This window comes from Roseateles aquae (assembly GCF_032337115.1).
Lineage (GTDB): Bacteria > Pseudomonadota > Gammaproteobacteria > Burkholderiales > Burkholderiaceae_C > Roseateles_C > Roseateles_C aquae.
In genome coordinates this window covers 203101-225231 of the sequence record NZ_JAVXZY010000001.1, presented here as the reverse complement: position 1 = coordinate 225231, position 22131 = coordinate 203101, and the positions used below count along the sequence as shown (strand labels likewise).

At 63.7% G+C, this 22131-nt stretch carries 25 protein-coding genes and 1 other RNA gene; 12 read left to right on the top strand and 14 right to left on the bottom strand.

Annotated elements, in window-relative coordinates; genetic code table 11:
• Nucleotides 1-130: 130 nt before the first annotated feature.
• The 6 genes from RQP53_RS01035 to RQP53_RS01010 form a co-directional block, all read right to left on the bottom strand.
• Complete coding sequence (locus RQP53_RS01035) at nt 131-1906, bottom strand: TRAP transporter large permease (RefSeq protein ID WP_315648095.1); 1776 nt, start codon at nt 1904-1906, stop codon at nt 131-133.
• A gap of 11 nt (nt 1907-1917) precedes the next feature.
• The gene (locus RQP53_RS01030; RefSeq protein ID WP_315648093.1) at nt 1918-2511 is read right to left on the bottom strand and encodes a TRAP transporter small permease subunit; all 594 of its coding nucleotides are present in this window, start codon (nt 2509-2511) and stop codon (nt 1918-1920) included.
• Between the two features lie 163 nt (nt 2512-2674).
• Nucleotides 2675-3016, bottom strand: coding sequence for a protein tyrosine phosphatase family protein (locus RQP53_RS01025; protein ID WP_315648092.1), 342 nt, complete (start codon nt 3014-3016; stop codon nt 2675-2677).
• A 42-nt stretch (nt 3017-3058) separates the two neighbouring features.
• Complete coding sequence (locus RQP53_RS01020; protein WP_315648091.1) at nt 3059-3505, bottom strand: GatB/YqeY domain-containing protein; 447 nt, start codon at nt 3503-3505, stop codon at nt 3059-3061.
• 155 nt (nt 3506-3660) lie between these two features.
• Nucleotides 3661-3873 (bottom strand): 30S ribosomal protein S21, encoded by a 213-nt coding sequence (gene rpsU / locus RQP53_RS01015; RefSeq protein WP_056196873.1) that lies wholly within the window; start codon nt 3871-3873, stop codon nt 3661-3663.
• 190 nt (nt 3874-4063) lie between these two features.
• A complete protein-coding gene (locus RQP53_RS01010) occupies nt 4064-5296 on the bottom strand; it encodes a BaiN/RdsA family NAD(P)/FAD-dependent oxidoreductase (RefSeq protein WP_315648089.1) in 1233 nt (410 codons plus the stop codon).
• Between the two features lie 367 nt (nt 5297-5663).
• Between RQP53_RS01010 and RQP53_RS01005 the strand changes: the two genes are divergently transcribed.
• A complete protein-coding gene (locus RQP53_RS01005; RefSeq protein WP_315648088.1) occupies nt 5664-6692 on the top strand; it encodes a GGDEF domain-containing protein in 1029 nt (342 codons plus the stop codon).
• 25 nt (nt 6693-6717) lie between these two features.
• Here the strand turns inward: RQP53_RS01005 and RQP53_RS01000 are convergent, their stop codons facing one another.
• The 5 genes from RQP53_RS01000 to nth form a co-directional block, all read right to left on the bottom strand.
• Nucleotides 6718-7179 carry an EVE domain-containing protein gene (locus RQP53_RS01000; RefSeq protein WP_315648087.1) on the bottom strand — a complete coding sequence of 154 codons (462 nt, stop codon included), beginning with the start codon at nt 7177-7179 and terminating at the stop codon, nt 6718-6720.
• Nucleotides 7180-7246: 67 nt separating this feature from the next.
• Nucleotides 7247-7424, bottom strand: a non-coding RNA gene (gene ssrS / locus RQP53_RS00995) — 6S RNA.
• A gap of 30 nt (nt 7425-7454) precedes the next feature.
• Entirely contained in the window at nt 7455-7778 is a 324-nt protein-coding gene (locus tag RQP53_RS00990) for a cell division protein ZapA (protein WP_315648086.1), read from the bottom strand.
• On the bottom strand, nt 7775-7990 hold the full coding sequence (zapB, locus tag RQP53_RS00985) for a cell division protein ZapB (protein WP_315648085.1): 216 nt from the start codon (nt 7988-7990) through the stop codon (nt 7775-7777). The genes RQP53_RS00990 and zapB overlap by 4 nt, the downstream gene beginning before the upstream one ends.
• 59 nt (nt 7991-8049) lie before the next feature.
• Nucleotides 8050-8688 carry an endonuclease III gene (gene nth, locus RQP53_RS00980; RefSeq protein ID WP_315648084.1) on the bottom strand — a complete coding sequence of 213 codons (639 nt, stop codon included), beginning with the start codon at nt 8686-8688 and terminating at the stop codon, nt 8050-8052.
• An 84-nt stretch (nt 8689-8772) separates the two neighbouring features.
• Between nth and RQP53_RS00975 the strand changes: the two genes are divergently transcribed.
• The 4 genes from RQP53_RS00975 to RQP53_RS00960 are packed head-to-tail and all read left to right on the top strand — an operon-like array spanning nt 8773 to nt 12462.
• The gene (locus tag RQP53_RS00975) at nt 8773-10245 is read left to right on the top strand and encodes an ArnT family glycosyltransferase (protein ID WP_315648082.1); all 1473 of its coding nucleotides are present in this window, start codon (nt 8773-8775) and stop codon (nt 10243-10245) included.
• A gap of 11 nt (nt 10246-10256) precedes the next feature.
• Nucleotides 10257-11279 carry a glycosyltransferase family 2 protein gene (locus RQP53_RS00970; protein ID WP_315648081.1) on the top strand — a complete coding sequence of 341 codons (1023 nt, stop codon included), beginning with the start codon at nt 10257-10259 and terminating at the stop codon, nt 11277-11279.
• Complete coding sequence (locus tag RQP53_RS00965) at nt 11276-11653, top strand: GtrA family protein (protein WP_315648080.1); 378 nt, start codon at nt 11276-11278, stop codon at nt 11651-11653. Before RQP53_RS00970 ends, RQP53_RS00965 begins: the two co-directional genes overlap by 4 nt.
• Complete coding sequence (locus tag RQP53_RS00960; protein WP_315648079.1) at nt 11650-12462, top strand: ChbG/HpnK family deacetylase; 813 nt, start codon at nt 11650-11652, stop codon at nt 12460-12462. The genes RQP53_RS00965 and RQP53_RS00960 overlap by 4 nt, the downstream gene beginning before the upstream one ends.
• Nucleotides 12463-12488: 26 nt before the next feature.
• Here RQP53_RS00960 and rsxB read toward each other — a convergent pair whose 3' ends face one another.
• The 3 genes from rsxB to RQP53_RS00945 form a co-directional block, all read right to left on the bottom strand.
• On the bottom strand, nt 12489-13178 hold the full coding sequence (gene rsxB / locus RQP53_RS00955) for an electron transport complex subunit RsxB (RefSeq protein WP_315648078.1): 690 nt from the start codon (nt 13176-13178) through the stop codon (nt 12489-12491).
• Nucleotides 13175-14482, bottom strand: coding sequence for a polyhydroxyalkanoate depolymerase (locus RQP53_RS00950; protein WP_315648077.1), 1308 nt, complete (start codon nt 14480-14482; stop codon nt 13175-13177). The genes rsxB and RQP53_RS00950 overlap by 4 nt, the downstream gene beginning before the upstream one ends.
• A 257-nt stretch (nt 14483-14739) precedes the next feature.
• Nucleotides 14740-15942 (bottom strand): amino acid aminotransferase, encoded by a 1203-nt coding sequence (locus RQP53_RS00945; RefSeq protein WP_315648076.1) that lies wholly within the window; start codon nt 15940-15942, stop codon nt 14740-14742.
• A gap of 145 nt (nt 15943-16087) precedes the next feature.
• Here RQP53_RS00945 and uvrB point away from each other — a divergent pair, with 145 nt between their 5' ends.
• The 7 genes from uvrB (at nt 16088) to hscB (ending at nt 22128) form a co-directional block, all read left to right on the top strand.
• The gene (gene uvrB / locus RQP53_RS00940; RefSeq protein WP_315648075.1) at nt 16088-18196 is read left to right on the top strand and encodes an excinuclease ABC subunit UvrB; all 2109 of its coding nucleotides are present in this window, start codon (nt 16088-16090) and stop codon (nt 18194-18196) included.
• Complete coding sequence (locus RQP53_RS00935) at nt 18193-18684, top strand: low molecular weight protein-tyrosine-phosphatase (RefSeq protein WP_315648074.1); 492 nt, start codon at nt 18193-18195, stop codon at nt 18682-18684. Before uvrB ends, RQP53_RS00935 begins: the two co-directional genes overlap by 4 nt.
• Before the next feature lie 220 nt (nt 18685-18904).
• Nucleotides 18905-19438, top strand: a complete 534-nt coding sequence (gene iscR / locus RQP53_RS00930) for a Fe-S cluster assembly transcriptional regulator IscR (RefSeq protein WP_315648072.1) — start codon at nt 18905-18907, stop codon at nt 19436-19438.
• A 28-nt stretch (nt 19439-19466) separates the two neighbouring features.
• Nucleotides 19467-20687 (top strand): IscS subfamily cysteine desulfurase, encoded by a 1221-nt coding sequence (locus tag RQP53_RS00925; RefSeq protein WP_315648070.1) that lies wholly within the window; start codon nt 19467-19469, stop codon nt 20685-20687.
• A 93-nt stretch (nt 20688-20780) separates the two neighbouring features.
• Nucleotides 20781-21167, top strand: coding sequence for a Fe-S cluster assembly scaffold IscU (gene iscU / locus RQP53_RS00920; protein ID WP_315648068.1), 387 nt, complete (start codon nt 20781-20783; stop codon nt 21165-21167).
• Between the two features lie 27 nt (nt 21168-21194).
• Nucleotides 21195-21518 carry an iron-sulfur cluster assembly protein IscA gene (gene iscA, locus RQP53_RS00915; protein WP_226878667.1) on the top strand — a complete coding sequence of 108 codons (324 nt, stop codon included), beginning with the start codon at nt 21195-21197 and terminating at the stop codon, nt 21516-21518.
• 91 nt (nt 21519-21609) lie between these two features.
• On the top strand, nt 21610-22128 hold the full coding sequence (hscB, locus tag RQP53_RS00910) for a Fe-S protein assembly co-chaperone HscB (protein ID WP_315648066.1): 519 nt from the start codon (nt 21610-21612) through the stop codon (nt 22126-22128).
• The last annotated feature ends 3 nt before the right edge of the window (nt 22129-22131 follow it).

Sequence of the window (22131 nt, the reverse complement as noted above, 5' to 3'; positions counted from 1 at the left end):
GGTTGGCTGCACATGGCCTGCCGGGCTTTTTCCTGTCTTAACGTTTCAACCCTCGGGCGACCGACGATGAAAAAAGGGGCTGCTTTGCTGCAGCCCTTTTTCAACGTGACTCGAGACCCCCCTCTGCCACTTACTTGCCGGCGTTGGCGGCTGCCTCCAGCGGATCAAGCGGCGCGCTGGCTGGCTGGCTGGCCGATGTGGCAGGCGGCGCATCGGCCGGGCCGAACAGCTTGTTGGCGTCCATCTCCTTGCCGCTGCCTTCGTCCTGCGGCTGCGCTTCCAACTGAACATTGCTGGTGTCCTGCACCGCGGCCTTGTCCTGCCCGCCAGAGACCAGGTTCGGGAATGCAATGATCAGGCCGACCATGATGATCTGAATGATCACAAAGGGCACGGCACCCCAGTAAATCTGACTGGTGCGTACCTGCTCGATTCGCTTGCCGGTCAGCTTGTCGGTGTAGTCGCGATCGGGCGCCACGCTGCGCAAGTAGAACAGCGCAAAGCCGAAGGGTGGATGCATGAAGGAGGTCTGCATATTGACGCCCAGCAGCACGCCAAACCAGATCAGGTCGATACCCAGCTTCTCCGCCACCGGCCCAAGCAGCGGCACGACGATGAACGAAAGCTCGAAGAAGTCGAGGAAGAAGGCCAGCACAAAGACCAGCACGTTGACGAAGACCAGGAAGCCGAGTTGACCGCCAGGCAGGGCGGTCAGCAGATGCTCGACCCATTTCGGGCCGTCGACACCCTGGAAGGACAGGCTGAACACCGTGGAACCGATCAGGATGAAGACGACGAAGCAGGCCAGCTTGGTCGTCGTCGTCAGTGCCTGCACCATCAGCTTGTAGCTGATGCGACCGCGCGCCAGTGCCATCAGCAATGCGCCGAGTGCGCCCATGGCGCCGCCCTCGGTTGGCGTCGCGATGCCCAAAAAGATGGTGCCAAGCACCAGGAAAATCAGCGCCAGCGGCGGAATCAGCACGAAGGTGACACGTTCGGCCATCCGCGACAGCAAGCCCAGCCCTAACAGTTTGTTCAGCAGCGAGGCGACAAAAGCCAGGCCAACGCCGACCGACATCGCGACGACGATGGTTTCGTCAGTCGCCACCTGGGCGACCGTCTCGCCCTTGAAATAGCTCAACACCTGGGCATAGTGCTGGCCAAAGTAGATCGCGGCTGCGGTCGAGGCCAGTGCCAGCAGACCCAGCGAGGCGAGACCGCTCTTGCCGTTGTCTTCCTTGATCGAGCGTGCTTCCAGCGGCAGGGCCGGTACCCAATGCGGCCGGAAGATGGCCACACCGATGACGAACAAGGCATAAAGACCGGTCAGGATGAAGCCAGGCACAAAGGCGCCCTTGTACATATCGCCGACACTGCGTCCGAGTTGGTCGGCCAGGATGATCAGCACCAGCGAGGGCGGGATGATCTGCGCCAAGGTGCCTGACGCAGCGATGACGCCCGAGGCAATGCGCCGGTCGTAGCCGTAGCGCAGCATGATGGGCAGCGAGATCAGACCCATCGAGATCACCGAGGCGGCAACGACGCCGGTGGTGGCAGCCAGCAGCGCGCCTACGAAGATCACTGCAAATGCAAGACCGCCACGTACCGGGCCGAAGAGCTGGCCGATGGTATCCAGCAAATCCTCGGCCATGCCGGAGCGCTCCAGTATCAAGCCCATTAAGGTGAAGAACGGTATCGCCAGCAGCGTGTCGTTCTTCATGATGCCGAAGATGCGCAAGGGCAGTGCTTGCAACAGCGACGCCGGCAGCACGCCCATCTCAATGCCGACGAAGCCGAAGAAAAGACCGCAGGCGCCCAGGCTGAAGGCAACCGGAAAGCCCATCAGCAGGAAGATGATCAGGCCCGCGAACATGATCGGGGCGAGGTTGTTGGCGATGATTTCCATTCGATTGCGCCTCAGGCTTTCTTCTGCTCGGCAGCCAGGCGGATGGCCTCGGCCAGCTCTTCTTCGGCGGACTTGGTCTCTGCCTTTTTGGTCGGGTCGTCAATCAGTCCAGCCAGAAAGGCCAGGCGTTTGATCAGCTCGCTGATGCCCTGCAGCAGCAAGAGGAAGAAACCTGCCGGCATCAGCGCGTAGACCGGCCAGAGAATCAGGCCGCCGGCATTGGAAGAGACTTCATTGGAGCGCCAGCCCTGCAGAAAAAAGGGCACGCCGAGGTAGAGCACGGTGGCGCACAGTGGCATCAGGAAAACGGTAAAGCCGAACACATCGATCCAGGCCTGGACTCGCTTGGAGAAGCGGCCGACGACGACGTCGATGCGTACATGCTCGTTGTTCAGCAGCGTGTAGCCCGCCGCCAGCATGAAGGACGCGGCGAACAAATACCACTGCACCTCGAGAAAGGCATTGGAGCTGTAGTTGAAGGCCTTGCGGACCAGTGCGTTGACGGCGCTGATCAGCGTCGACGCCAACACCAACCAGATGACCCAGCGGCCGACAAAGGTGTTGAGCCGGTCTATCAACCGGGAGAATTGCAGTAGAAAGCTCAAGGGCGGCTCCTGGACACTGAGGCAGATGCAAGTGGCCGCGGTGCCGGCCAAGCTTGCCTGATGCGCAATGTACGAGTGCCAGGGCAGCCCGTGATGTGGCGATGGCGTGAACCTAGGGCAAATCCTAGGCAAATCGCCTGTTCATACAGGCGCCTTTCGCTCGTCAGAGCTGCTGTGCCGCGACGAAGAGCTTGGTCGAGCGGGCGCCCGAGCGGCAGAAGGCCAGCACCGGTGCCGGCAACTCCGCCAGCAGCTGGGCAAAGGCCTCGATCTCTTCCGGCGACTGATAGCCGCCGCTGACCGGCAGATGGCGGTACTCAAGGCCTGCTGCAGCGGCTGCGGCGGCCATCGTGGCGCTGGTCGGTTGATCGGGGCCGCCCTCGAAGTCGGGGCGGTTGTTGATCACGCTGCGATAGCCCGCTGCGGCCACTGCTGCAAGATGCTCGGGCTGCAGCTGCGGGGCGACGCTGAGTGCATCAGTCAAGGCCTGGACGCTCAGACTCATCGTGTGTCTCCGGTGTTCAATCGATGTAGCGCTGCCGAAGCGTCAGGGCTTCAGCGCCTGCTTGACTGCGGCCGACACCAGACCCATATCGGCCTTGCCCGCGAGTTCGGCCTTGACGGCACCCATCACCTTGCCCATGTCGCCGGGGCCGCTGGCGCCCAGTTGCGCGACGATGGCAGCCACGGCAGCCTGGATCTCGGCTTCGCTCAGACGAGCCGGCAGATAGGCTTCCAGCACCTTCAGTTCGACTGATTCCTTGTCGGCCAAATCCTGGCGACCCGCGGCTGTGAACTGGCTGATCGAGTCCTTGCGCTGCTTGATCAGCTTGTCGACGATGGCGATGAGCATGGCGTCGTCAACCTCGATGCGCTCATCAACTTCCTTTTGCTTGACGGCGGCCAGCAGCATGCGGATGGTCGACAGCTTGTCGGCTTCCTTGGCGCGCATCGCGGCCTTCATGTCTTCGGTGATCTGGGCTTTCAATGTCATGGCATCAACTCCTTGGTGCGGGCGGCCTGCAGTGTGGCAGCAAAACACTTGCCAAAGTGCCCGGCAGAAATGGAAAAAGCCCGCGGCAGCGTCCTGCGCGGGCTCGTTCGGAGAGGGGGATGAACCCTCTCGAAGCGATCAGTGTCCGAAAACGATCAGAACAGCTTCTTCGGCAGCTGCATGCTGCGCACGCGCTTGTAGTGGCGCTTGACGGCGGCAGCCTTCTTGCGCTTACGCTCAGCCGTGGGCTTCTCGTAGAACTCGCGGGCGCGCAGCTCGGTGAGCAGGCCCAGCTTTTCAATGGTGCGCTTGAAGCGGCGCAGGGCCACGTCGAACGGCTCGTTTTCTTTGACGCGAATGGTGGTCATGAAACAGTGGTTCCTTCAATATGCGCTCGGTGTTCGCCCGAGCCGTCATGCACTTTCATGCATCTTTCGACAGCTCTGAAGCGGGAGTATCCGGAGTCCGCTTCCGAATCGACGCGCAGGGTTTGCCAGCAAAGATTGCGAGTATAGCGTGAAAATGACAGCTTGACTAGATTTGCGCTGATTTTATCCCTCAGACCTGCTTTTCGCTCGCCGTAGCCTGCAGTTCGGCCGCAATGCCGCGGGCGCAGGCCGCGGCACTGGCCCAGGCCCATTGGAAGTTGTAGCCGCCGAGCCAGCCGGTCACGTCGACGACTTCGCCAATGAAATGCAGGCCCGCCTGGCGCTTGCTCTGCAGGGTCTGGGAACTCAGTTCGCGGGTGTCGACACCGCCGCGCATCACCTCGGCCTTGCGCCAACCCTCCGAGCCATTGGGCATCAGCTGCCATTGGTGCAGCTGGCGGGCCAGGGCTTGCAGGTCTTTGTCCTTGAAATCCGGCATGGGCTTTTCGGCATCCAGGCCGCTGCGCGCCAGCCAGGTCACGGCGAGGCGCTGCGGCAGCAGGGCGGCCAACTCATTGCCGAGCTTGCGTTTGGATTGCGCCTTGGCGGCCAGCAGCAGCGCAGCGAGATCCTGCTCCGGCGCCAAGTCAATTTCCAGTGCCTGGCCCGGTGTCCAGAAGCTCGAAATCTGCAGGATGGCCGGCCCGCTCAGGCCGCGATGGGTGAAGAGCAAATCCTCCAGAAAGCTGGTGCGCGCCTTGCCGCTGCCGACCGAGACCTTCACGGGGAGGGATAAGCCCGACAATTCTGCAAAGGGCGCCCATGTCGCCGGGTCAAAGGTCAGCGGAACCAGGGCGGGTCGAGGTTCGACAATCGCATGGCCGAAGCGCCGCGCCAGGGCCAGCCCCCAATCGGTGGCGCCGATCTTCGGGATCGACAGGCCGCCGGTGGCAACGACCAGGCGCCTGGCTTCAACGAGGCCGCGACTGGTTTGCAGGCTGAAGCCGCCGTCGATCACATCCAGCTGCTCGACACGGCAGGGTTGCCAACGTTCTACCTGACCAGCCGCGCACTCATCGACCAGCATCTGGATGATCCGTTCGCTGCCTTCGTCGCAGAACAGCTGGCCCTTGTGCTTCTCATGAAAGCCGATGCCATGCTTTTGCAAGAGTGCGATGAAATCGCGTGCGGGGTAGCGGGCCAGCGCCGAACGACAGAAGGCGGGGTTGTCTGACAAATAGTTGCCCGGCCCGGCGTCGCGATTGGTGAAGTTGCAGCGGCCGCCGCCGGAGATGCGAATCTTCTCGGCCAGCCGCTCGGCATGATCAAGCAGCAGCACATGCAAGCCAGCCTGGCCGGCCTCGGCCGCACAAGAAAGGCCCGCAGCGCCTGCGCCCACCACCACCACGTCAAACTTCAGCATCCAACTTCCTGTGTCTCAATGGCCCGAACTGACTCGGGCAAGGGCAGCAATTGTCGTTGATGGCCGGGGCAGCCTGCCTGTGGCCCAAGAGGGACGGCCTTGTGAACTATTGCCGAAAAGCGACGGTGCAGACAGCGGCGCAGGGGTCAGTCGCATCAAATGCAGCGCCACTGACGCAAACCGTTACCGGATTCGCTACCATCGCTGCAGCTCGCGCTTGCTTCAAGCTAGGGGGACTGTGGCATACCTGCTGGCCGAAGTCTTGCCCGCCTTGGTGCAAGCCATCTACATTCGGTGCATCAGCCCTATTTGAGTCCGCGACCTGCGCGAACCAGGTTGTAGCCCTCAGGTCGAGAATCAGAACTACATGGACAATCCCGTCGCCTCTGCCGCCGCCCCCGAGCGGCCCGAGTTCGCGCAATGGCTGAACAGCCTTGATGTCGATCAAGCGCAGACCGCCGCCAACGTCTTGGCCATGGCGGAATTGCTGGGAGCCTTCGTCACCGTGAAATCGTTGGCGAATGGTCGCTATGTCTATGCCAGCAAGGGTATGGACATGCTCTTTGAGCGAGTCGAATCCACCATCGCCGGCAGCACCGATGCCGATCTGATGCGCATCGACGAGGTGCAGGCCATGCGTCGTGTCGAGCAGGCCGTGATGGCTCAAGGGCATGCCGTACTCAGTGAGCATCGGATGGAGTTGGGCGGGCGTCGTCGTGAGTTTTCTGTCGCACGGATGGCGCTGGGCGGTGAGCACGTGATGGCCTTGTGGACCGAACGCACCGATGAACGCCATCGCGAAACGCACCTGCAACGGGCGCTGCAGCAGATCGAACAGCAGCAGAAAACGATGGAGCAGCTGCGCCGCGAATTGCAGCAGGGCAGTGGGCGCGATGATGTCTCCGGCCTCTATCTGCGCGCGCAGTTCGATGACCAATTGTTGCGCGAGATCGATCTGTCGACCCGTGAGCACCGCGAGTTCGCGCTGGTGCTGATTGCACTGGATCCGCTGCCGCCGGCCAATGCCGAGCTGGGCGAGGAGGCGCAACAGCGGATGCTCGAGGGCATGGGGCGCATGTTGCGTGCCAACACCCGGGCGATGGATGCTGCCTGCCGGGTCGGACCGCACCACTTCGCGGTCTTGCTATCCGGCGTTGGCCTGGCGACGGCCCATGCGCGTATGGAGCAACTACGCCGACAGTGCATTGCCCAGATCATCGTGCTGAATGGGCACGATCTGGGGCTGTCCCTGTCGATGGGCGTGGCCAGCTTCCCCCACACGGCATCGAAGCAGGAAGAACTGCTGCATGCCTCGCAAACAGCCGTCCAGGAGGCGCAACGCCGTGGCGGCAATCAGGTCGTCTTGGCGCCCATTCCGTTCGCCACCGAGATCTGAGCGGCAGAGCCACCCGAAGCTAGCTTCAACCCAGCAGGGCGAGCACGGCCTGCCATTCCTCAGGACTGACCGGGGTGATCGAGAGCCGGTTGCCCGGCTGCAGCACCCGCATGCTGGCCAGCTCAGGCCTTTGCCGCATCTCGTTCAAGGCGAGCAGCCGGGTCTTGCGGCGCAGCTTCACGTCGACATGCAGCCAGCGAGGCTGTTCGGGCTTGCTCTTGGCGTCGAAGTAGGGGCTTTGTGGATCGAATTGGCTGGCGTCGACATAGGCCAGCCGCGAGACTTCGGCCAGCCCGGCAATGCCCGGCTCGGGGCAGGACGAGTGGTAGAACAGCACGCCATCACCCGGCTGCATCTGGTCGCGCATGAAGTTGCGTGCCTGGTAATTGCGCACGCCAATCCAGGGCACCGACTGTGCGGGAGCCGCCGCCAAGTCATCAATCGAGCATTCCGAAGGCTCGGACTTCATCAACCAGAACTGGCTCATGCGCGAGGGATTGGCTGTTGAGGGAGGCGGGGTGAAAGCAAAACGCGCAGGCGTTTGCTAGAAGAGGGTGTCCGCCGCAAACCGTGAGCCGCATTCCTGAACCCAGGGGATTCAGGTGGGCGAGGTCAGCAAGACTTCGGGTTCATCTGACGCGAGACGATCACACCAGCCGGGCAATGTTCCAAGCCCTTGCTCATAGAGCATCGGTTCAAGGAAATATAGGACCCACGCGAATGCAGCGGACCCGGCAATTCTAAGCCTGCAGCCGTGGCAGATCAGAGCAATTGACCATCTTGCGCCAGGGCTTCATCCAGCCTGCGCACCAAGGCAGCCAGATCGGGCACCGCTTCGCCGCCGGGCTCGGCCTCGCTGCGGCTTGGCGCCGGTTTGTTCGGCGCCACCGGTTCAACCAACTGGTAGGCCAGGTTCAGCGCGGCCAGCACAGCGATGCGCTCACGGGCACGGACACGGCCAGCATCGCGGATGGCGCACATTTCGCGATCGACCTTGTCAACGGCCTTGGCCAGCGCCGCTTCCCCGCCTTCGGGGCAGCCCAGCAGATAGCTCTGGCCCATGATCGTCACTTCCATCTGCTTCATGGGGCGTTCTTCTCGGTTTCGGTCTCGACCGGCAGGCGGTCCAAAAGGGCGTCGACGCGCGCGCGGGCCGCGTTCAAACGCGAGCGCAGACTGTCGCGCTCGTGGCTCAAGGTTTGCAACTGTTGCTCCAGCAAGGCGTTGGTGCGCGTCAGTTCCTCATGGCGTAGCAGCAATCGCTCTACGCGGTCGACAAGGTCGGAGATGCTTGACATGGCGTCCTGTGCTGAATCAAAAGGCGAATCAATAGGCCGGATGCATTGTAGGTGCGGCTTCAGCCCGCTCCCGCGCGCCGGCCGGTGTCGCAATAGGGGCGCACCGTGCAGCGCTCACACAGCGGCTTGCGTGCCTGGCAGACATAGCGGCCGTGCAGGATCAGCCAGTGATGCGCATCGACCATGAATTCGTCCGGGATGCGCTTGAGCAGGCCTTGCTCCACCTCAAGCACGTTCTTGCCCGGCGCCAGGCCGGTGCGATTGCCAAGGCGGAAGATGTGGGTGTCCACCGCCATCGTTGGTTCGCCAAAGGCGACGTTGAGCACCACATTGGCAGTCTTGCGGCCGACACCGGGTAGCGCCTCCAGCGCCTCGCGGCTGCGCGGCACCTGGCCCTCGTGCTGTTCGATCAGGATGCGGCAGGTGGCGAGCAGGTTTTTGGCCTTGGTCTTGTACAGGCCAATCGTGCGAATCTGCTCGGCCAGCGCCTCCTCGCCCAGTGCCAGCATTTTGGCCGGCGTGTTGGCAAAGGCGAACAGGCGGCGGGTGGCCTTGTTGACGCCGACGTCGGTGGCCTGGGCCGACAAGAGCACCGCGGCCAGCAACTCGAACACGCTGGCATAGGCCAGTTCGGTCTGCGGGGCCGGGTTGGCCGCGCGCAGCGTCTCGAAAAAGTTCCGTGTGTCTTGACGATTCATCGGCACATTGTCCGCCAGAGCCCGCTGCTGAAGGACAATGCTCGCGCTGGCCCGCGAATCGCTGTGGCAGCCTTGCTGACCTTCATGACTGACGATCGCTTTACCTCTTCCACTTCGCGCCAGGCCGCATCGGAAGCCGCCGGTGCGGCGCCTTGGCTGTGGCTGTTGGCGCTGGCCTTGCTGCTGCGCTTGCTGACGCTGCCGCTGATGCCGCTGACCGATCACACCGAGGCCCGCTACGCCGAGATCGCCCGGCTGATGCTGCAGCTGGGCAATTGGGTCAGCCCGCATGTGACGCCCGAGGAAGTGTTCTGGGCCAAGCCGCCGCTGTCGACCTGGTCGCAGGCCGCGTTGATGGCGCTGTTCGGCGTCAGCGAATGGTCGGGCCGTCTGGCCGCCTGGCTGTGGGCCTTGATGACGCTTGCAGGTCTGCGCTGGATGCTGGGCACGGCCGTGAGTGCAGTGCATCGCGCCGCGATGCAGACGGCGCTGATGCTGTGCCCGCTGTTCTTCCTCTGCGCCGGCGCGGTGATGACGGATGCGACGCTGGGCGCGACCGTGCTGCTGGTGCAGGCGGCCTGGTGGCGGGTGCTGCAGGATCAGGGCCAGGCGCGCCGGCGTGCCGGCTGGGTGCTGGGCCTGGCGATGGGCCTGGCGCTGCTGACCAAGGGGCCTGCCGCCGCCGTGCTGGCCTTGCTGCCGGTGTTGATGCACGCCACTTGGCGCCGCCATTGGCCGGTGGCCCTGCAGGTGATTCGTGACCCGCTTGTGTGGCTGGCCTGGATGCTGGTCGCCTTGCCCTGGTATGTACTGGCCGAGCTGCGCACGCCGGGTTTTATCGAGTACTTCGTGCTCGGCGAGCATGTGATGCGATTCCTGCAGCCGGGCTGGAAGGGTGATCGTTACGGTTTCGCCCATGCCGAGCCGCTGGGCATGATCTGGCTCTATGCCTTGCTGGCCGCCTTGCCCTGGCTGCTGGCCGCGGCCTTGCGCCTGGGTTGGCTGCGCTGGCGTCGTGGCGCTGGTGCTGCAGCTGCGCAATGGCGAGGCACCCTGGGAGCTGATCTTGCGTGTTATGCCTTGTGCATCGCGCTGGCCCCGCTGCTCTTGTTCAGTGTGGCGCGCAACATCATCTGGACCTATGCGCTGACGGCCTTGCCCGGTCTGGTGCTGCTCTGCCTGGGTCTGATGTCGGAACGCGCGCTGGCGTGGCGCCGCGGCTGGGGCAGTGCGGCGGCCTTGCTGGCGCTGATGGCCTGGGCCTTTGTCTGGAAGCTGCCGGCCGTCGCGGAGCGCTCGTCGGACAAGGTGCTGTACGAGGCTTATCGCAGCGCCTGCCCGGCCCAGGACTGCGCACTGAGCTACATGAGCAAGCCACCTTATTCGGCCTACTTCTACAGTGCAGGCCGCCTCTACGCCGGCATGCCGGGAACTGCCGGGAAGCCGGGCTTTTCCGTTGTGTCACGGCCTGCGCCAGCTGCGACACTGGCTTGCAACAAGGACGCCTGCCTTGTCCAGGCCAACGCTGCCCAAGCTGCCACTCCGACGCTGCCATGAGTGCCCAACCGATGTCTGCACCCGCACCCGCCCACCTTGGACTTCAGCCGCGCGGCCGCCCCCAGCTTCTGTCCGTGGTGTTGCCGGCCTATAACGAGGCGGCCAATCTGGCCTGGCTGTTGCCCGAGTTGGTCAAGCGACTGAGCCCGGAAGCGGATCAGCTGGAGTTGCTGGTGGTTGATGACGGCAGCCGTGATGACACGGTGCTGTTGATGCATGGCCTGATCAACCAGGGCTTGCCGCTGCGGCTGTTGCGGCTGTCGCGCAATTTCGGCAAGGAATCGGCGCTGACCGCCGGCTTGGACACGGCCGAAGGCGATGTCGTGATCAGCATGGATTCGGACGGCCAGCACCCGATCGACACCGTGCTGGAAATGCTGGCCCTGTGGCGCGAAGGCCATCACGTGGTCTACGGCGTGCAGACCGGTCGACGGGCCTCGCAGGGCTGGGCACGGCGCAGCTATACCCGCATCTTTTATTGGCTGATGCAAAAGGGCTCGCGCTTCGAGATGCCGGCCGATGCGGGCGACTTCCGCCTGCTCGACCGCAGCGTGGTGCTGGCGCTGCGCCAATTGCCCGAGCGCGCCCGCTACATGAAGGGCTTGTTTGCGTGGGTGGGATTCAGCGCCCGGCCGATTGCCTTTGTGCCCGAGGCGCGCGCCCACGGCGAAACGCATTTCCGCTTCGCGCGCCTGCTCTCGCTGGCCATCACCGGCATCACCGCCTTCTCCAAGGTGCCGCTGCGCCTGGTGTCGGCGGTTGGGATTGTGGTCTCCCTGTTGTCGGTGTTCTTCGGTTTGTGGATCGTGTTCGAGAAGCTGTTCCTCGGCAACAGCCCCTCGGGTTTTGCGACGCTGGCCGCCTCGATCACCTTTCTGGCGGGCGTGCAACTGCTTTGCCTCGGCATCATTGCCGAGTACCTGGGGCGGGTGTTCGATGAGGTCAAGCGCCGGCCGCTGTACGTGACGCAAGACCTGACCCCACCATTGCGCCGGAAATCATCAGCTGCGACCGGCGAGGAAGCCTCGCTGTGAGGTCGCTGCTCTGGTTCGGCGCCGTCGGTGCCTCGGCCGCGGCTGTGCATTTCGCCGTCGTCTGGTGGCTGGTCGAACGCTTCGGCTGGCCGGCTTTGGCTGCCAACGTGGCCGGTTTCGCGCTCGCCTTTTGCGTCAGCTTTACCGGCCACCATCGTTTCAGTTTTGCTGCCCAAGAAGCCAAGGCGAGCCAAGCCTTGCCGCGCTTTGCACTGGTGGCTGGCCTGGGCTTCGTCAGCAACGAGCTGATGTACGCGCTGCTGCTGCGCCTGGGCCTTGAGTACCGTCTGGCGCTGCTCCTGGTGCTTGTGGCAGTGGCGGCCATGACCTGGTTGCTGAGCCGGCATTGGGCCTTCAAGGGACGCGAGGCATGAGCGCTCCTGCAGTGGCCAAGCGCATCCAGATTTGCGCCGACGACTACGGCTTTGACCGTGCCATCAGCCAGGCAATCCTTGACGGCATCGATATGGGCCGGCTCAGCGCCACCAGCTGCATGGTCTTGTCGCCGGCCTGGGCCGCTTGTGCGCCGGCCTTGCGTGATCGCGAGGGGGCAGCGGACTTTGGCCTGCATCTGGATCTGAGCGAGTTCGCGCCCTATGCGCCGGGTCGTTCGCTGCAGGGCTGGATTGCTGCTGCCTATTTGCGTCGCATCTCGTTAGCTGAAGCCGCGCAGTGGGTGGGCAGTCAGCTCGACGCCTTCGAAGCCGGGCTGGGGCGGGCGCCGGACTATGTCGACGGCCATCAGCACCTGCATCAGTTGCCGGTGATCCGCGAGGCGGTGCTGACGGCGCTGCAGGCCCGCTACGGCCGCCGCTGTGCGCTGCGCATCACGACGAGCCGTCAATGGCGCGGTACCAAGGCCGCGGTGATCGGTGCTTTGGGGGCTGCGGCACTGGCGAGTGGCGCGGCTCGCCTTGGGCTGGCGGGCAACCGCGACTTTGCCGGTGTCTACGACTTTTCCCCAGCGACCGATTATTCGGCGCTGGTGCGCGGCTGGCTGAAGAGCTTGCCTGATGGCGGCCTGCTGATGACGCACCCCGGGCTGCCGGGCGACACCGAAACCCGTGCCGATGCGATACGGGCCGCGCGCGTCCGCGAGTACGAGTTTTGGCGCAGCACGGAATCCGGCGAGCTGCTGGCCGAACTCGGCGTTCAGCTGGGGCTTTGCCAGGACTGGCGCTGAATCCTCGCGCCAGCGCCGGGGCCTGCTCAGGACTCGCCGCGTTTGGCCCGTGCCCTGGCCAGTGCGGCCTCAATGACCGAGCGCTTGCGATCCAATTCGCTGGCATCGGCGGGCTTGGTCAGCTCGGCCAGGTGGGCAAGCTTTTCGCGCGCCTTGGCCTGCAGTCGCTGCTCGTTTTCCTCGGCCTCACGCTCCACATGGAAGCGATGAAACTCATAGCGCTGCCGGGCGGTGTCGGCCTGTGCCGCTGACCACGTGGCCCAGCCACTGCGATGCGGCTCCGCGACCTGCAGCGAGATGCAATCGACCGGGCAGACCGGGACGCACAGCTCGCAGCCGGTGCAGAACTCGTCCAGCATCAGATGCATCTGCTTGGGCGCCCCGACGATGGCATCGACCGGGCAGGCCTTGATGCACAGCGTGCAGCCAATGCACCAGTCCTCATCGATGACAGCCAGCGCACGCGGCCCTTCCTGCCCATGCGCGGCCGATAGCGGCAGGGCAGGGCGGCCCGTGAGCGCAGCCAGCCGCGCCACGCCTTCAGCGCCGCCGGGCGGGCATTGGTTGATGCCCGCCTCGCCGCGCGCAATGGCCTCGGCATAGCTGCGGCAGTCCGGGTAGCCGCAGCGGGTGCACTGCGTTTGCGGCAAGGCGGCGTCAATGCGCTGGGCCAGCGCCTGCGCGGCCGCGTCCAGTTCGACGACGGCTGTGCTCAACTGGTTTTCTTGGCGCGCGTCTTGCGCGCCGCTCCCTCGCTGCTGTGGGCCGGCCGTTCAGCCGCGGCGTCGTACTTCAGGATGAAGTCCTTGACCACCGGATAGACCTTCTCGCGCCAGCGGCGGCCGGAGAAGATGCCGTAGTGACCAGCCCCAATCGCGTCGTAGTGGTACTGATGCGCGCTCGGAATACCGCTGCACAGCTCGTGGGCGGCGCGGGTCTGGCCGGCGCCGGAGATGTCGTCCAGCTCGCCTTCGACGGTCAGTAGCGCGGTGCCCTGGATGTCCTGAGGGCGTACCAGCTGGCCCTCGACATCCCAGGTGCCGTTGACCAGCGCAAAGTCCTGGAACACCGTCTTGATCGTGTCCAGGTAGTACTCGGCTGGCATGTCCAGCACGGCGTTGTACTCGTCGTAGAACTGGCGATGCGACTCGGCGCTGTCGTCGTCACCGCGGACGAGATCGAGGAAGTAGTCGTAGTGCGAGCTCAGGTGGCGGTCGGGGTTCATCGCCACAAAGCCGGTGTGCTGCAGGAAGCCCGGGTAGACGGCGCGGCCGGCGCCCGGGAAATTGGTCGGCACCCGATAGATGACGTTGTTCTCGAACCAGCTGTGGCTCTTGTTCATGGCCAGGTTGTTGACGGCGGTCGGGCTCTTGCGAGCGTCGATGGGGCCGCCCATCATCGTCATCGAGCGCGGCGTGATCTCGCCCTTGGACGCCATCAGCGAGATGGCGGCCAGCACCGGCACCGTGGGCTGGCAGACCGAGATCACATGGACCTCGGGGCCGATGTGGCGGATGAACTCCTGCACATAGGCGATGTAGTCGTCCAGATGGAAGGGGCCGACTTCCAACGGCACCATGCGGGCGTCGGTCCAGTCGGTGATGTAGACCTTGTGCTCCTTCAGCAACTGGCGCACGGTATCGCGCAGCAGGGTGCTGTGATGGCCCGACAGCGGCGCCACCACCAACACCGTCGGCTGTGTCTTCATCTTCTCCAGTACCCGCACATCATCGGTGTAGCGCTTGAAACGCAGCAGCCGGCAGAAGGGCTTGTTGACCGGCACCAGTTCCTGCACCGCGACTTCAACGCCGTCCACATCAACGCCGCGAATGCCGAACTCGGGCTTTTCGTACTCCTTGGCAAGCCGATGCATCAGATCAAGGCCAGCCGAGATCCGCTGTGCCAAGGGTGTGTGAGTGAACGGCGAAAGCGGATGGCTGTAAAGCTTGGCCGATGCGCTGGCGAACTCCGAGAACGGACTCATCAGCGCGCGCTGGGTTTCGTATAGCTGGTACAGCATGGGGGACCCCTCTGAACGGTGTCGCCGGGTTGGCGAGGAAACGGCAATCAGGCCAGAAGCCGGAGCTATCTTGCCTGATTTTGTGCGTCGCAGCATTCTAGGCAGCCATTTCTGACAGCCAGCTTGGTGCGATCCCGAGAGAAACCCCGAAAAACTACCGTTTGGGTGGCCAGAGCTGCCGTTTTGCGCGAGCAGCGCCCAGAAGCGTCTCCTGCCGGGGCTGAGCGGATAGCCAGCAGCCCTCGCTCACAGACGGCTCAGCCCTTGATCACCGCCGCCATGGCGGCAGCCACGGACTTCAGATTGCGACTGTTCAGCGCCGCCACGCAGATGCGGCCGGAGTCGACACCGTAGACACCGAACTCGCTGCGCAGGCGCTGCATCTGCGCGGCGCTCAGGCCGGAGTAGCTGAACATGCCCTTCTGGCGGGTGACAAAGCTGAGGTCCTGGCTGACGCCGGCGGCCTTCAGCTCAGCGACCAGGGCCTGGCGCATCTCGCGGATGCGCACACGCATGCCGGCCAGTTCCTCTTCCCACATCGCACGCAGCGCCGGTGTGGACAGCACATGGGCCACCACCTGGGCGCCATGGGTGGGCGGGTTGGAGTAGTTGGTGCGGATGACGATCTTCAGCTGGCTCAGCACCTTGCCGGCTTCGGCGCTGGAGCCGCACACCACGCTGAGCGCGCCGACGCGCTCGCCGTACAGCGAGAAGCTCTTGGAGAAGCTGGTCGAGACAAAGAAGTCCAGGCCGGCGGCCAGGCATTGCTGGATTACCGCGCCATCTTCGGCAATGCCTTCGCCAAAGCCTTGGTAGGCCATGTCCAGGAAGGCGACCAGGCCACGCGCCTTGACGGTGTCGACGACCTGGCTCCATTGCGCCGGGCTCAGGTCATAGCCGGTCGGGTTGTGGCAGCAGGCATGCAGCACAACGATGGTGCCGGCGGCAGCCGCTTGCAAGGCGGCCAGCATGGCCTCGAAGTTGATGCCTCGCTGGGCCGCGTCATAGTACGGATAGGTGGCGACGGCAAAGCCAGCGTTGGTGAACAGCGCGCGGTGGTTTTCCCAGCTTGGATCGCTGATCAGCACCTGCGCATTCGGGTTCAGGCGCTTCAGGAAGTCGGCGCCGATCTTCAGGCCGCCGGTGCCGCCCAGGGCCTGCACCGTGGCCACACGGCCTTCAGCCAGCACGGCGCTGTCGGCGCCGAAGACCAAGCCTTGCACCGCTTTGTCATAGGCGGCGATGCCGTCGATGGGCAGATAGCCGCGCGGCTTGGCCGCAGCCTGCATCAACGCCTCGGCCTCGGCCACGCAGCGCAGCAGGGGCAGTTTGCCTTTGTCGTCGTAATAAACGCCAACGCCCAGATTGACCTTGGCCGGATTGGTGTCGGCGTTGAATTGTTCGTTCAGGCCCAGGATGGGGTCACGCGGGGCCATTTCGACGGCGGCAAACAAAGACATGGACGATTCCTGACAGGACGGTGGCATGAGCGGCGCCGAGGGGAGCGGCGCCAAAGACGGCGGTCTGCGCTACGCTGTCGGGTTCGCAGCCGCGCAAACCTTGGAATTCTAGGGCGAGGGCGGTCGATTTCTCAGGGAAACCCCGATGTCCGACGCTTCTGTTGACTTGCCTATTTCAGAGGGAGAAACGAATGAACCGAAGGGTGAATTCGTCTCTTTCGAAGGCTCTCCGTTCCAGCTGTTTCAGCCCTTTCCGCCCGCCGGAGATCAGCCGACAGCGATTGCCCAGCTGGTCGAGGGCCTGCAGGATGGCCTGAGCTTCCAGACCCTGTTGGGCGTGACCGGCTCGGGCAAGACTTTCACGATGGCCAATGTGATTGCCCGCATGGGGCGTCCGGCCATCGTCTTCGCCCACAACAAGACGCTGGCGGCGCAGCTCTACAGCGAGTTTCGCGACTTCTTTCCCAAGAATGCGGTTGAGTATTTCGTCAGTTATTACGACTACTACCAGCCCGAGGCCTATGTGCCGCAGCGCGACCTCTTCATCGAGAAGGACAGCGCAATCAACGAGCAGATCGAACAGCTGCGCCTGTCCTGCACCAAGAGCCTGCTGGAGCGGCGCGATGTGGTGATCGTCGCCTCGGTGTCGGCGATCTACGGTATCGGCAATCCGAGCGACTATCACCAGATGGTGATGACGCTGCGCTGTGGCGACAAGATGGATCAGCGCGATGTGATTGCCCAGCTGATACGGATGCAGTACCAGCGCAATGAGCTGGAGTTTGTGCGCGGCCATTTCCGCGTTCGCGGCGACACCATCGATGTTTTCCCGGCCGAGCATTCCGAGCTGGCCTTGCGCATCGAGCTGTTCGACGACGAGATCGAGACCCTGCAGCTCTTCGACCCGCTGACCGGCCAGGTGCGCCAGAAGATCGCCCGTTTCACCGTCTACCCCTCCAGCCACTATGTGACACCGCGCGACCGCGTGCTGGCCGCGGTGGAAACGATCAAGGCCGAGCTGCGCGAGCGGGTCGGCCAGTTCGTTGCCGATGGCAAGCTGGTTGAGGCGCAGCGTGTCGAGCAGCGCACCCGCTTCGACTTGGAGATGATGACCGAGGTCGGCCACTGCAAGGGCATCGAGAACTACACCCGCCACCTCTCCGGCGCTCAGCCGGGTGAGCCGCCGCCGACGCTGGTGGACTACCTGCCGGCCGATGCGCTGATGTTCATTGACGAAAGCCATGTCACGCTGGGTCAGTTCGGCGGCATGTACAACGGCGACCGGGCGCGCAAGACCACGCTGGTGGAATATGGCTTTCGCCTGCCGTCGGCGCTGGACAACCGCCCGCTCAAGTTCGAGGAGTTCGAGCGCAAGATGCGCCAGGCCATCTTTGTGTCGGCCACGCCATCGAACTACGAGCAGCAGAATGCCGGACAGGTGGTCGAGCAGGTGGTGCGGCCGACCGGCTTGGTCGACCCTATCGTTGAAGTGAGGCCGGCCACGCATCAGGTGGACGATGTGCTGCAGGAGATCCGCGACCGGGTCGACATTGGCGAGCGGGTGCTGATCACCACGCTGACCAAACGCATGGCCGAGCAGTTGACCGACTACCTGAGCGATAACGGCGTGAAGGTCCGCTATATGCACTCGGATGTGGATACGGTCGAGCGGGTCGAGATCCTGCGCGATCTGCGGCTGGGGCATTTTGATGTGCTGGTCGGCATCAATCTGCTGCGTGAAGGCCTGGACATTCCCGAGGTTTCGCTGGTTGCCATCCTGGACGCTGACAAGGAAGGCTTTCTGCGCTCTGAGCGCAGCCTGATCCAGACCATAGGGCGGGCGGCGCGCAATCTGAACGGCAAGGCCATCCTCTATGCCGATCGGATGACCGACTCGATGAAAAAGGCCATTGGCGAGACCGAGCGCCGCCGCGCCAAGCAGATCGCCTTCAACGAAGCCAACGGCATCACGCCGCGCGGCGTCAACAAACGCATCCGCGATCTGATCGACGGTGTCTATTCAGACAAGCCGGGGCGCGACGATCAAAAGCTGCTGCACAGCACTGAGCTTGAGGAGCTCTCAGAGAAAGACCTCAGCAAGCGCATCACCTTGCTCGAAAAGCAGATGCTGGAACACGCGCGCAATCTGGAATTCGAGAAGGCAGCGCGGGTGCGCGATCAGCTGGCACAGCTGCGCGAGCAGGTCTTTGGGGCTGCGACCCACGACAATATCGCACCGGCGGTGAGCAAATGAGCCGCGCAGAACTGTCGGTGTTGATGGTCTGCACCGGCAATATCTGCCGCTCACCGACCGCCGAGGCGGTGCTGCGCCAACAGCTGAAAGCCTTGGGCTTGCAAGACCGTGTGCAGGTTGACTCCGCCGGCATCGAGGGCTGGCATGCAGGCGAAGCACCGGACCCGCGCAGCCAGCTGCATGCAAGGTCACGTGGCTACGAACTCGCGGCGCAACGTGCCCGGCCGCTGACGACGCAGGATTTCGAGCGTTTCGATCTGTTGCTGGCCATGGATGAGTGCCATCTGCGTGCGATGCGCCAGCGTTGTCCGCCGGCGCTGCAGCACAAGCTCGGGCTGCTGCTTGAACATGCGCGCCAAACCGGCTTGCGCGATGTGCCTGATCCCTATTACGGTGGACCAGAGGGCTTTGAGCAGGTCTTGGATCTGGTCGAGGCGGCCTGCGAACCACTGGCGCAGCACTTGAAAGATCGCTTGCCGCGCTGCTAGCTTGAGGGGCGCATGTCGCGCCATCGCCCTGTCGCCAAGCGGGGCAAAAGCTCGTCATCATGACGCGCCGCAGCACGGCTGCCGATAATTGAGTAAAATGCTCGGACATAAGCAAGGGTTAACCCGTTGCGCCGCGCCCAAGCCCTGAATGGGGGCTCTGGCCGGTGCAGCAGACCCTGCTCCGAGCTGGCTCATGGCCTGTTGGCCGAAGGAGAGTTGCATGCGTCTCACCACCAAAGGTCGTTTTGCGGTCACGGCGATGATCGATTTGGCCCTGCGCGAAAACAGCGGCCCGGTGGCGCTGGCCGCGATCAGCCAGCGCCAGCAGATTTCGCTGTCCTATCTGGAGCAGCTGTTCGGCAAGCTGCGCCGGCATGAACTGGTCGAGAGCACCCGCGGGCCTGGTGGCGGTTATTCGCTGGGCCGCAAATCTGACCAGATCACCGTGGCCGACATCATTGTGGCCGTCGATGAGCCCATCGACGCCACCGGCTGCGGCGGCAAGGAAAACTGCATGGGCGAGGAAACCGGCCGCTGCATCACGCATGAGCTTTGGACCAGCCTGAACAACAAGATGATCGAATATCTCGACTCCGTGTCGCTGCGCAAGCTGGTGGACGACCAACTGGCCAAGGGCGTCACCATCGAAGAAGCTCCGATCAAGCGGGCGATTTCCTCGCAGCCGGTCGTCAAGCCGATCCGCATCACCGCGCCGAATTCGGTGTTTGCCCTTGGCAACGCCTTCAACAAATAACCCTCAGCAGACAGCCGTTTCGTCAAGCATGGACATGACCCCGCACTTCCCGATCTATATGGACTACGGCGCCACGACGCCGGTGGACCAGCGCGTTGTCGACGCGATGGTGCCCTGGTTGCGTGAGCATTTCGGCAATCCAACCTCGCGCAGCCATGCCTGGGGCTGGGAGGCCGAAGCGGCGGTGGAAAAGGCCCGTGAGCAGGTCGCTGGCCTGGTGGGCGCAGACCCGCGTGAAATCGTCTGGACCTCGGGAGCGACCGAGTCCATCAATCTCGCCTTGAAGGGCGCGGCGCATTTCTACCAGACTCGCGGCAAGCACATCATCACGCTGAAGACCGAGCACAAGGCGGTGCTGGATACCTGTCGCGAACTGGAGCGCCAGGGCTTCGAGGTGAGCTATCTTGATGTCCAGGCCAACGGTCTGCTCGATCTCAATGCCTTCAAGGCCGCGCTGCGGCCCGACACGATTCTGGTTTCGGTGCTGTTCGTCAACAACGAGATTGGTGTCATTCAGGACATCCCGGCGATCGGCGCGATCTGCCGCGAACGCGGCATCATCTTCCATGTCGATGCGGCGCAGGCGACTGGCAAGGTTGCCATCGATCTGAGCAGTTTGCCGGTCGATCTGATGAGCCTGGCCTCGCACAAGAGCTATGGCCCCAAGGGTATCGGTGCGCTCTTTGTGCGCCGTAAGCCGCGCATCCGCATCGAGGCGCAGATGCATGGTGGCGGGCAAGAGCGTGGGATGCGCTCGGGCACGCTGGCCACGCATCAGATTGTTGGCATGGGTGTCGCCTATCAGATTGCCAAGGAAGAAATGGCAGAGGAGGGTGCGCGAATTCGCAAATTGCACCAACGCCTGCTTGACGGCCTCTCGGGCATTGAGCAGGTTTTCGTCAATGGCGACCTGGAGCAGCGGGTGCCGCACAACCTGAACATGTCCTTCAATTACGTCGAAGGCGAGTCGCTGATCATGGGCGTCAAGGGCCTGGCCGTGTCCTCGGGTTCGGCCTGCACCTCGGCCAGCCTGGAGCCCAGCTATGTGCTGCGCGCGCTGGGGCGCAGCGACGAGTTGGCCCATTCCTCCCTGCGCATGACCATCGGTCGCTTCACCACCGAAGAAGAGATCGACTACGCCGTCAACACCTTGAAGGATCGCGTGGCCAAGCTGCGCGAGTTGTCGCCGCTGTGGGATATGTATAAGGACGGCATCGACCTCAGCACCATCCAGTGGGCGGCCCACTGAAGCACAAGAGCCCGCTGCGCTCGTGCGAGTGCGGCGGCAGGGCCTGGGCGGCCAGTCCGCCTCGGGTCGGCGAAAGACAGCAGGAGAACAATCATGGCATACAGCGAAAAAGTCGTTGATCACTACGAAAACCCCCGCAATGTCGGCGCCTTCGAAAAGGGCGATGACACGGTGGGCACCGGCATGGTCGGTGCGCCGGCCTGCGGCGATGTGATGAAGCTGCAGATCAAGGTCAATCCGGCCACCGGGCTGATCGAAGACGCCAAGTTCAAGACCTATGGCTGTGGTTCGGCCATCGCGTCGAGCTCGCTGGTCACTGAATGGGTCAAGGGCAAGACCCTGGATCAGGCGCTGGACATCAAGAACACCCAGATCGCCGAAGAGCTGGCACTGCCGCCGGTGAAGATCCACTGCTCGATCCTGGCCGAAGACGCCATCAAGGCCGCGGTGGACGACTACCGCGCCAAGCACACGCAGTAAGACCGGCGAGCCAAAGGAAAGCACAGGATGTCAGTCACCTTGACCGAAGCCGCCGCGCGCCATGTGACGCGCTATATCAGCAAGCGTGGCCGTGGTGTCGGCGTTCGCCTGGGCGTCAAGACCACCGGCTGCTCGGGCCTGGCCTACAAGCTGGAATATGCCGATGAGGTGGCGCCCGAGGATGTGGTCTTTGAAGGCCATGGCGTGAAGATCCTGATCGATCCCAAGAGCCTGCCTTATCTGGATGGCACCGAGCTGGACTTCGTCCGCGAAGGGCTGAACGAAGGCTTCAAGTTCCGCAATCCGCGCGAGAAGGATCGCTGCGGCTGCGGTGAGTCCTTCCGGGTCTGAGCGGGCGGCGGCGGCCCTCGCCCCGCTCAGCAACAGCGCGGTCCGGGCGGGCCGCGTTTTGTTTTTCAAACAGCCAAGAACGACAGCGCCGATGAACCTCGCCGATGATGACTTCAGCCTCTTTGGCCTGCCGCAGCGCCAGGCCCAGGACCGCGCCGAGATCGAGTCGCGCTGGAAAGCCTTGGCGGCCAAAGTCCATCCCGACAAGTTCGCCGCCGAGGGCGCCGCGGCGCAGCGCCTGGCGATGCAATGGGCCTTGCGTGTGAATGAGGCGCACCAGCGTCTGCGCGACCCGCTCCGGCGCGCGGCCTACCTCTGCGAACTGCGCGGTGCGCCCCTGCATGCCAACGAGAACACGCGAATGCCGGCCAGCTTTCTGATGGAGCAGATGGCCTGGCGCGAGGCGCTGGATGAGGCCGAAGGTGCCGACGAGGTGCAGGCCATCGACGATCAGGTGGCGGCGCGTGAACTGAGCCTGCTCGCCGAAGCGGCCAGATTGCTGGATGAACAAGGTGATGCGTTGGCCGCGGCCGAGCAGGTCAGGGCGCTGATGTTTGTGACGCGCTTTCGCGCCGATCTCGATCGCCGGCTTGAAGCACTGGGACAATAAGAA

Coding starts and splice junctions, on each gene's coding strand:
- RQP53_RS01025 (WP_315648092.1), bottom strand. CDS start 3,016: ATGAGTCTGAGCGTCCAGGCCTTGACTGATGCACTCAGCGTCGCCCCG.
- RQP53_RS00950 (WP_315648077.1), bottom strand. CDS start 14,482: ATGCTGTACCAGCTATACGAAACCCAGCGCGCGCTGATGAGTCCGTTC.
- iscR (WP_315648072.1), top strand. CDS start 18,905: ATGCGTCTCACCACCAAAGGTCGTTTTGCGGTCACGGCGATGATCGAT.
- RQP53_RS01020 (WP_315648091.1), bottom strand. CDS start 3,505: ATGACATTGAAAGCCCAGATCACCGAAGACATGAAGGCCGCGATGCGC.
- iscA (WP_226878667.1), top strand. CDS start 21,195: ATGTCAGTCACCTTGACCGAAGCCGCCGCGCGCCATGTGACGCGCTAT.
- RQP53_RS01035 (WP_315648095.1), bottom strand. CDS start 1,906: ATGGAAATCATCGCCAACAACCTCGCCCCGATCATGTTCGCGGGCCTG.
- RQP53_RS00970 (WP_315648081.1), top strand. CDS start 10,257: ATGTCTGCACCCGCACCCGCCCACCTTGGACTTCAGCCGCGCGGCCGC.
- uvrB (WP_315648075.1), top strand. CDS start 16,088: ATGTCCGACGCTTCTGTTGACTTGCCTATTTCAGAGGGAGAAACGAAT.
- RQP53_RS00990 (WP_315648086.1), bottom strand. CDS start 7,778: ATGAAGCAGATGGAAGTGACGATCATGGGCCAGAGCTATCTGCTGGGC.
- zapB (WP_315648085.1), bottom strand. CDS start 7,990: ATGTCAAGCATCTCCGACCTTGTCGACCGCGTAGAGCGATTGCTGCTA.
- rpsU (WP_056196873.1), bottom strand. CDS start 3,873: ATGACCACCATTCGCGTCAAAGAAAACGAGCCGTTCGACGTGGCCCTG.
- RQP53_RS01000 (WP_315648087.1), bottom strand. CDS start 7,179: ATGAGCCAGTTCTGGTTGATGAAGTCCGAGCCTTCGGAATGCTCGATT.
- RQP53_RS00960 (WP_315648079.1), top strand. CDS start 11,650: ATGAGCGCTCCTGCAGTGGCCAAGCGCATCCAGATTTGCGCCGACGAC.
- iscU (WP_315648068.1), top strand. CDS start 20,781: ATGGCATACAGCGAAAAAGTCGTTGATCACTACGAAAACCCCCGCAAT.
- RQP53_RS00925 (WP_315648070.1), top strand. CDS start 19,467: ATGGACATGACCCCGCACTTCCCGATCTATATGGACTACGGCGCCACG.
- RQP53_RS00975 (WP_315648082.1), top strand. CDS start 8,773: ATGACTGACGATCGCTTTACCTCTTCCACTTCGCGCCAGGCCGCATCG.
- RQP53_RS00935 (WP_315648074.1), top strand. CDS start 18,193: ATGAGCCGCGCAGAACTGTCGGTGTTGATGGTCTGCACCGGCAATATC.
- RQP53_RS01010 (WP_315648089.1), bottom strand. CDS start 5,296: ATGCTGAAGTTTGACGTGGTGGTGGTGGGCGCAGGCGCTGCGGGCCTT.
- nth (WP_315648084.1), bottom strand. CDS start 8,688: ATGAATCGTCAAGACACACGGAACTTTTTCGAGACGCTGCGCGCGGCC.
- hscB (WP_315648066.1), top strand. CDS start 21,610: ATGAACCTCGCCGATGATGACTTCAGCCTCTTTGGCCTGCCGCAGCGC.
- RQP53_RS01005 (WP_315648088.1), top strand. CDS start 5,664: ATGGACAATCCCGTCGCCTCTGCCGCCGCCCCCGAGCGGCCCGAGTTC.
- RQP53_RS00945 (WP_315648076.1), bottom strand. CDS start 15,942: ATGTCTTTGTTTGCCGCCGTCGAAATGGCCCCGCGTGACCCCATCCTG.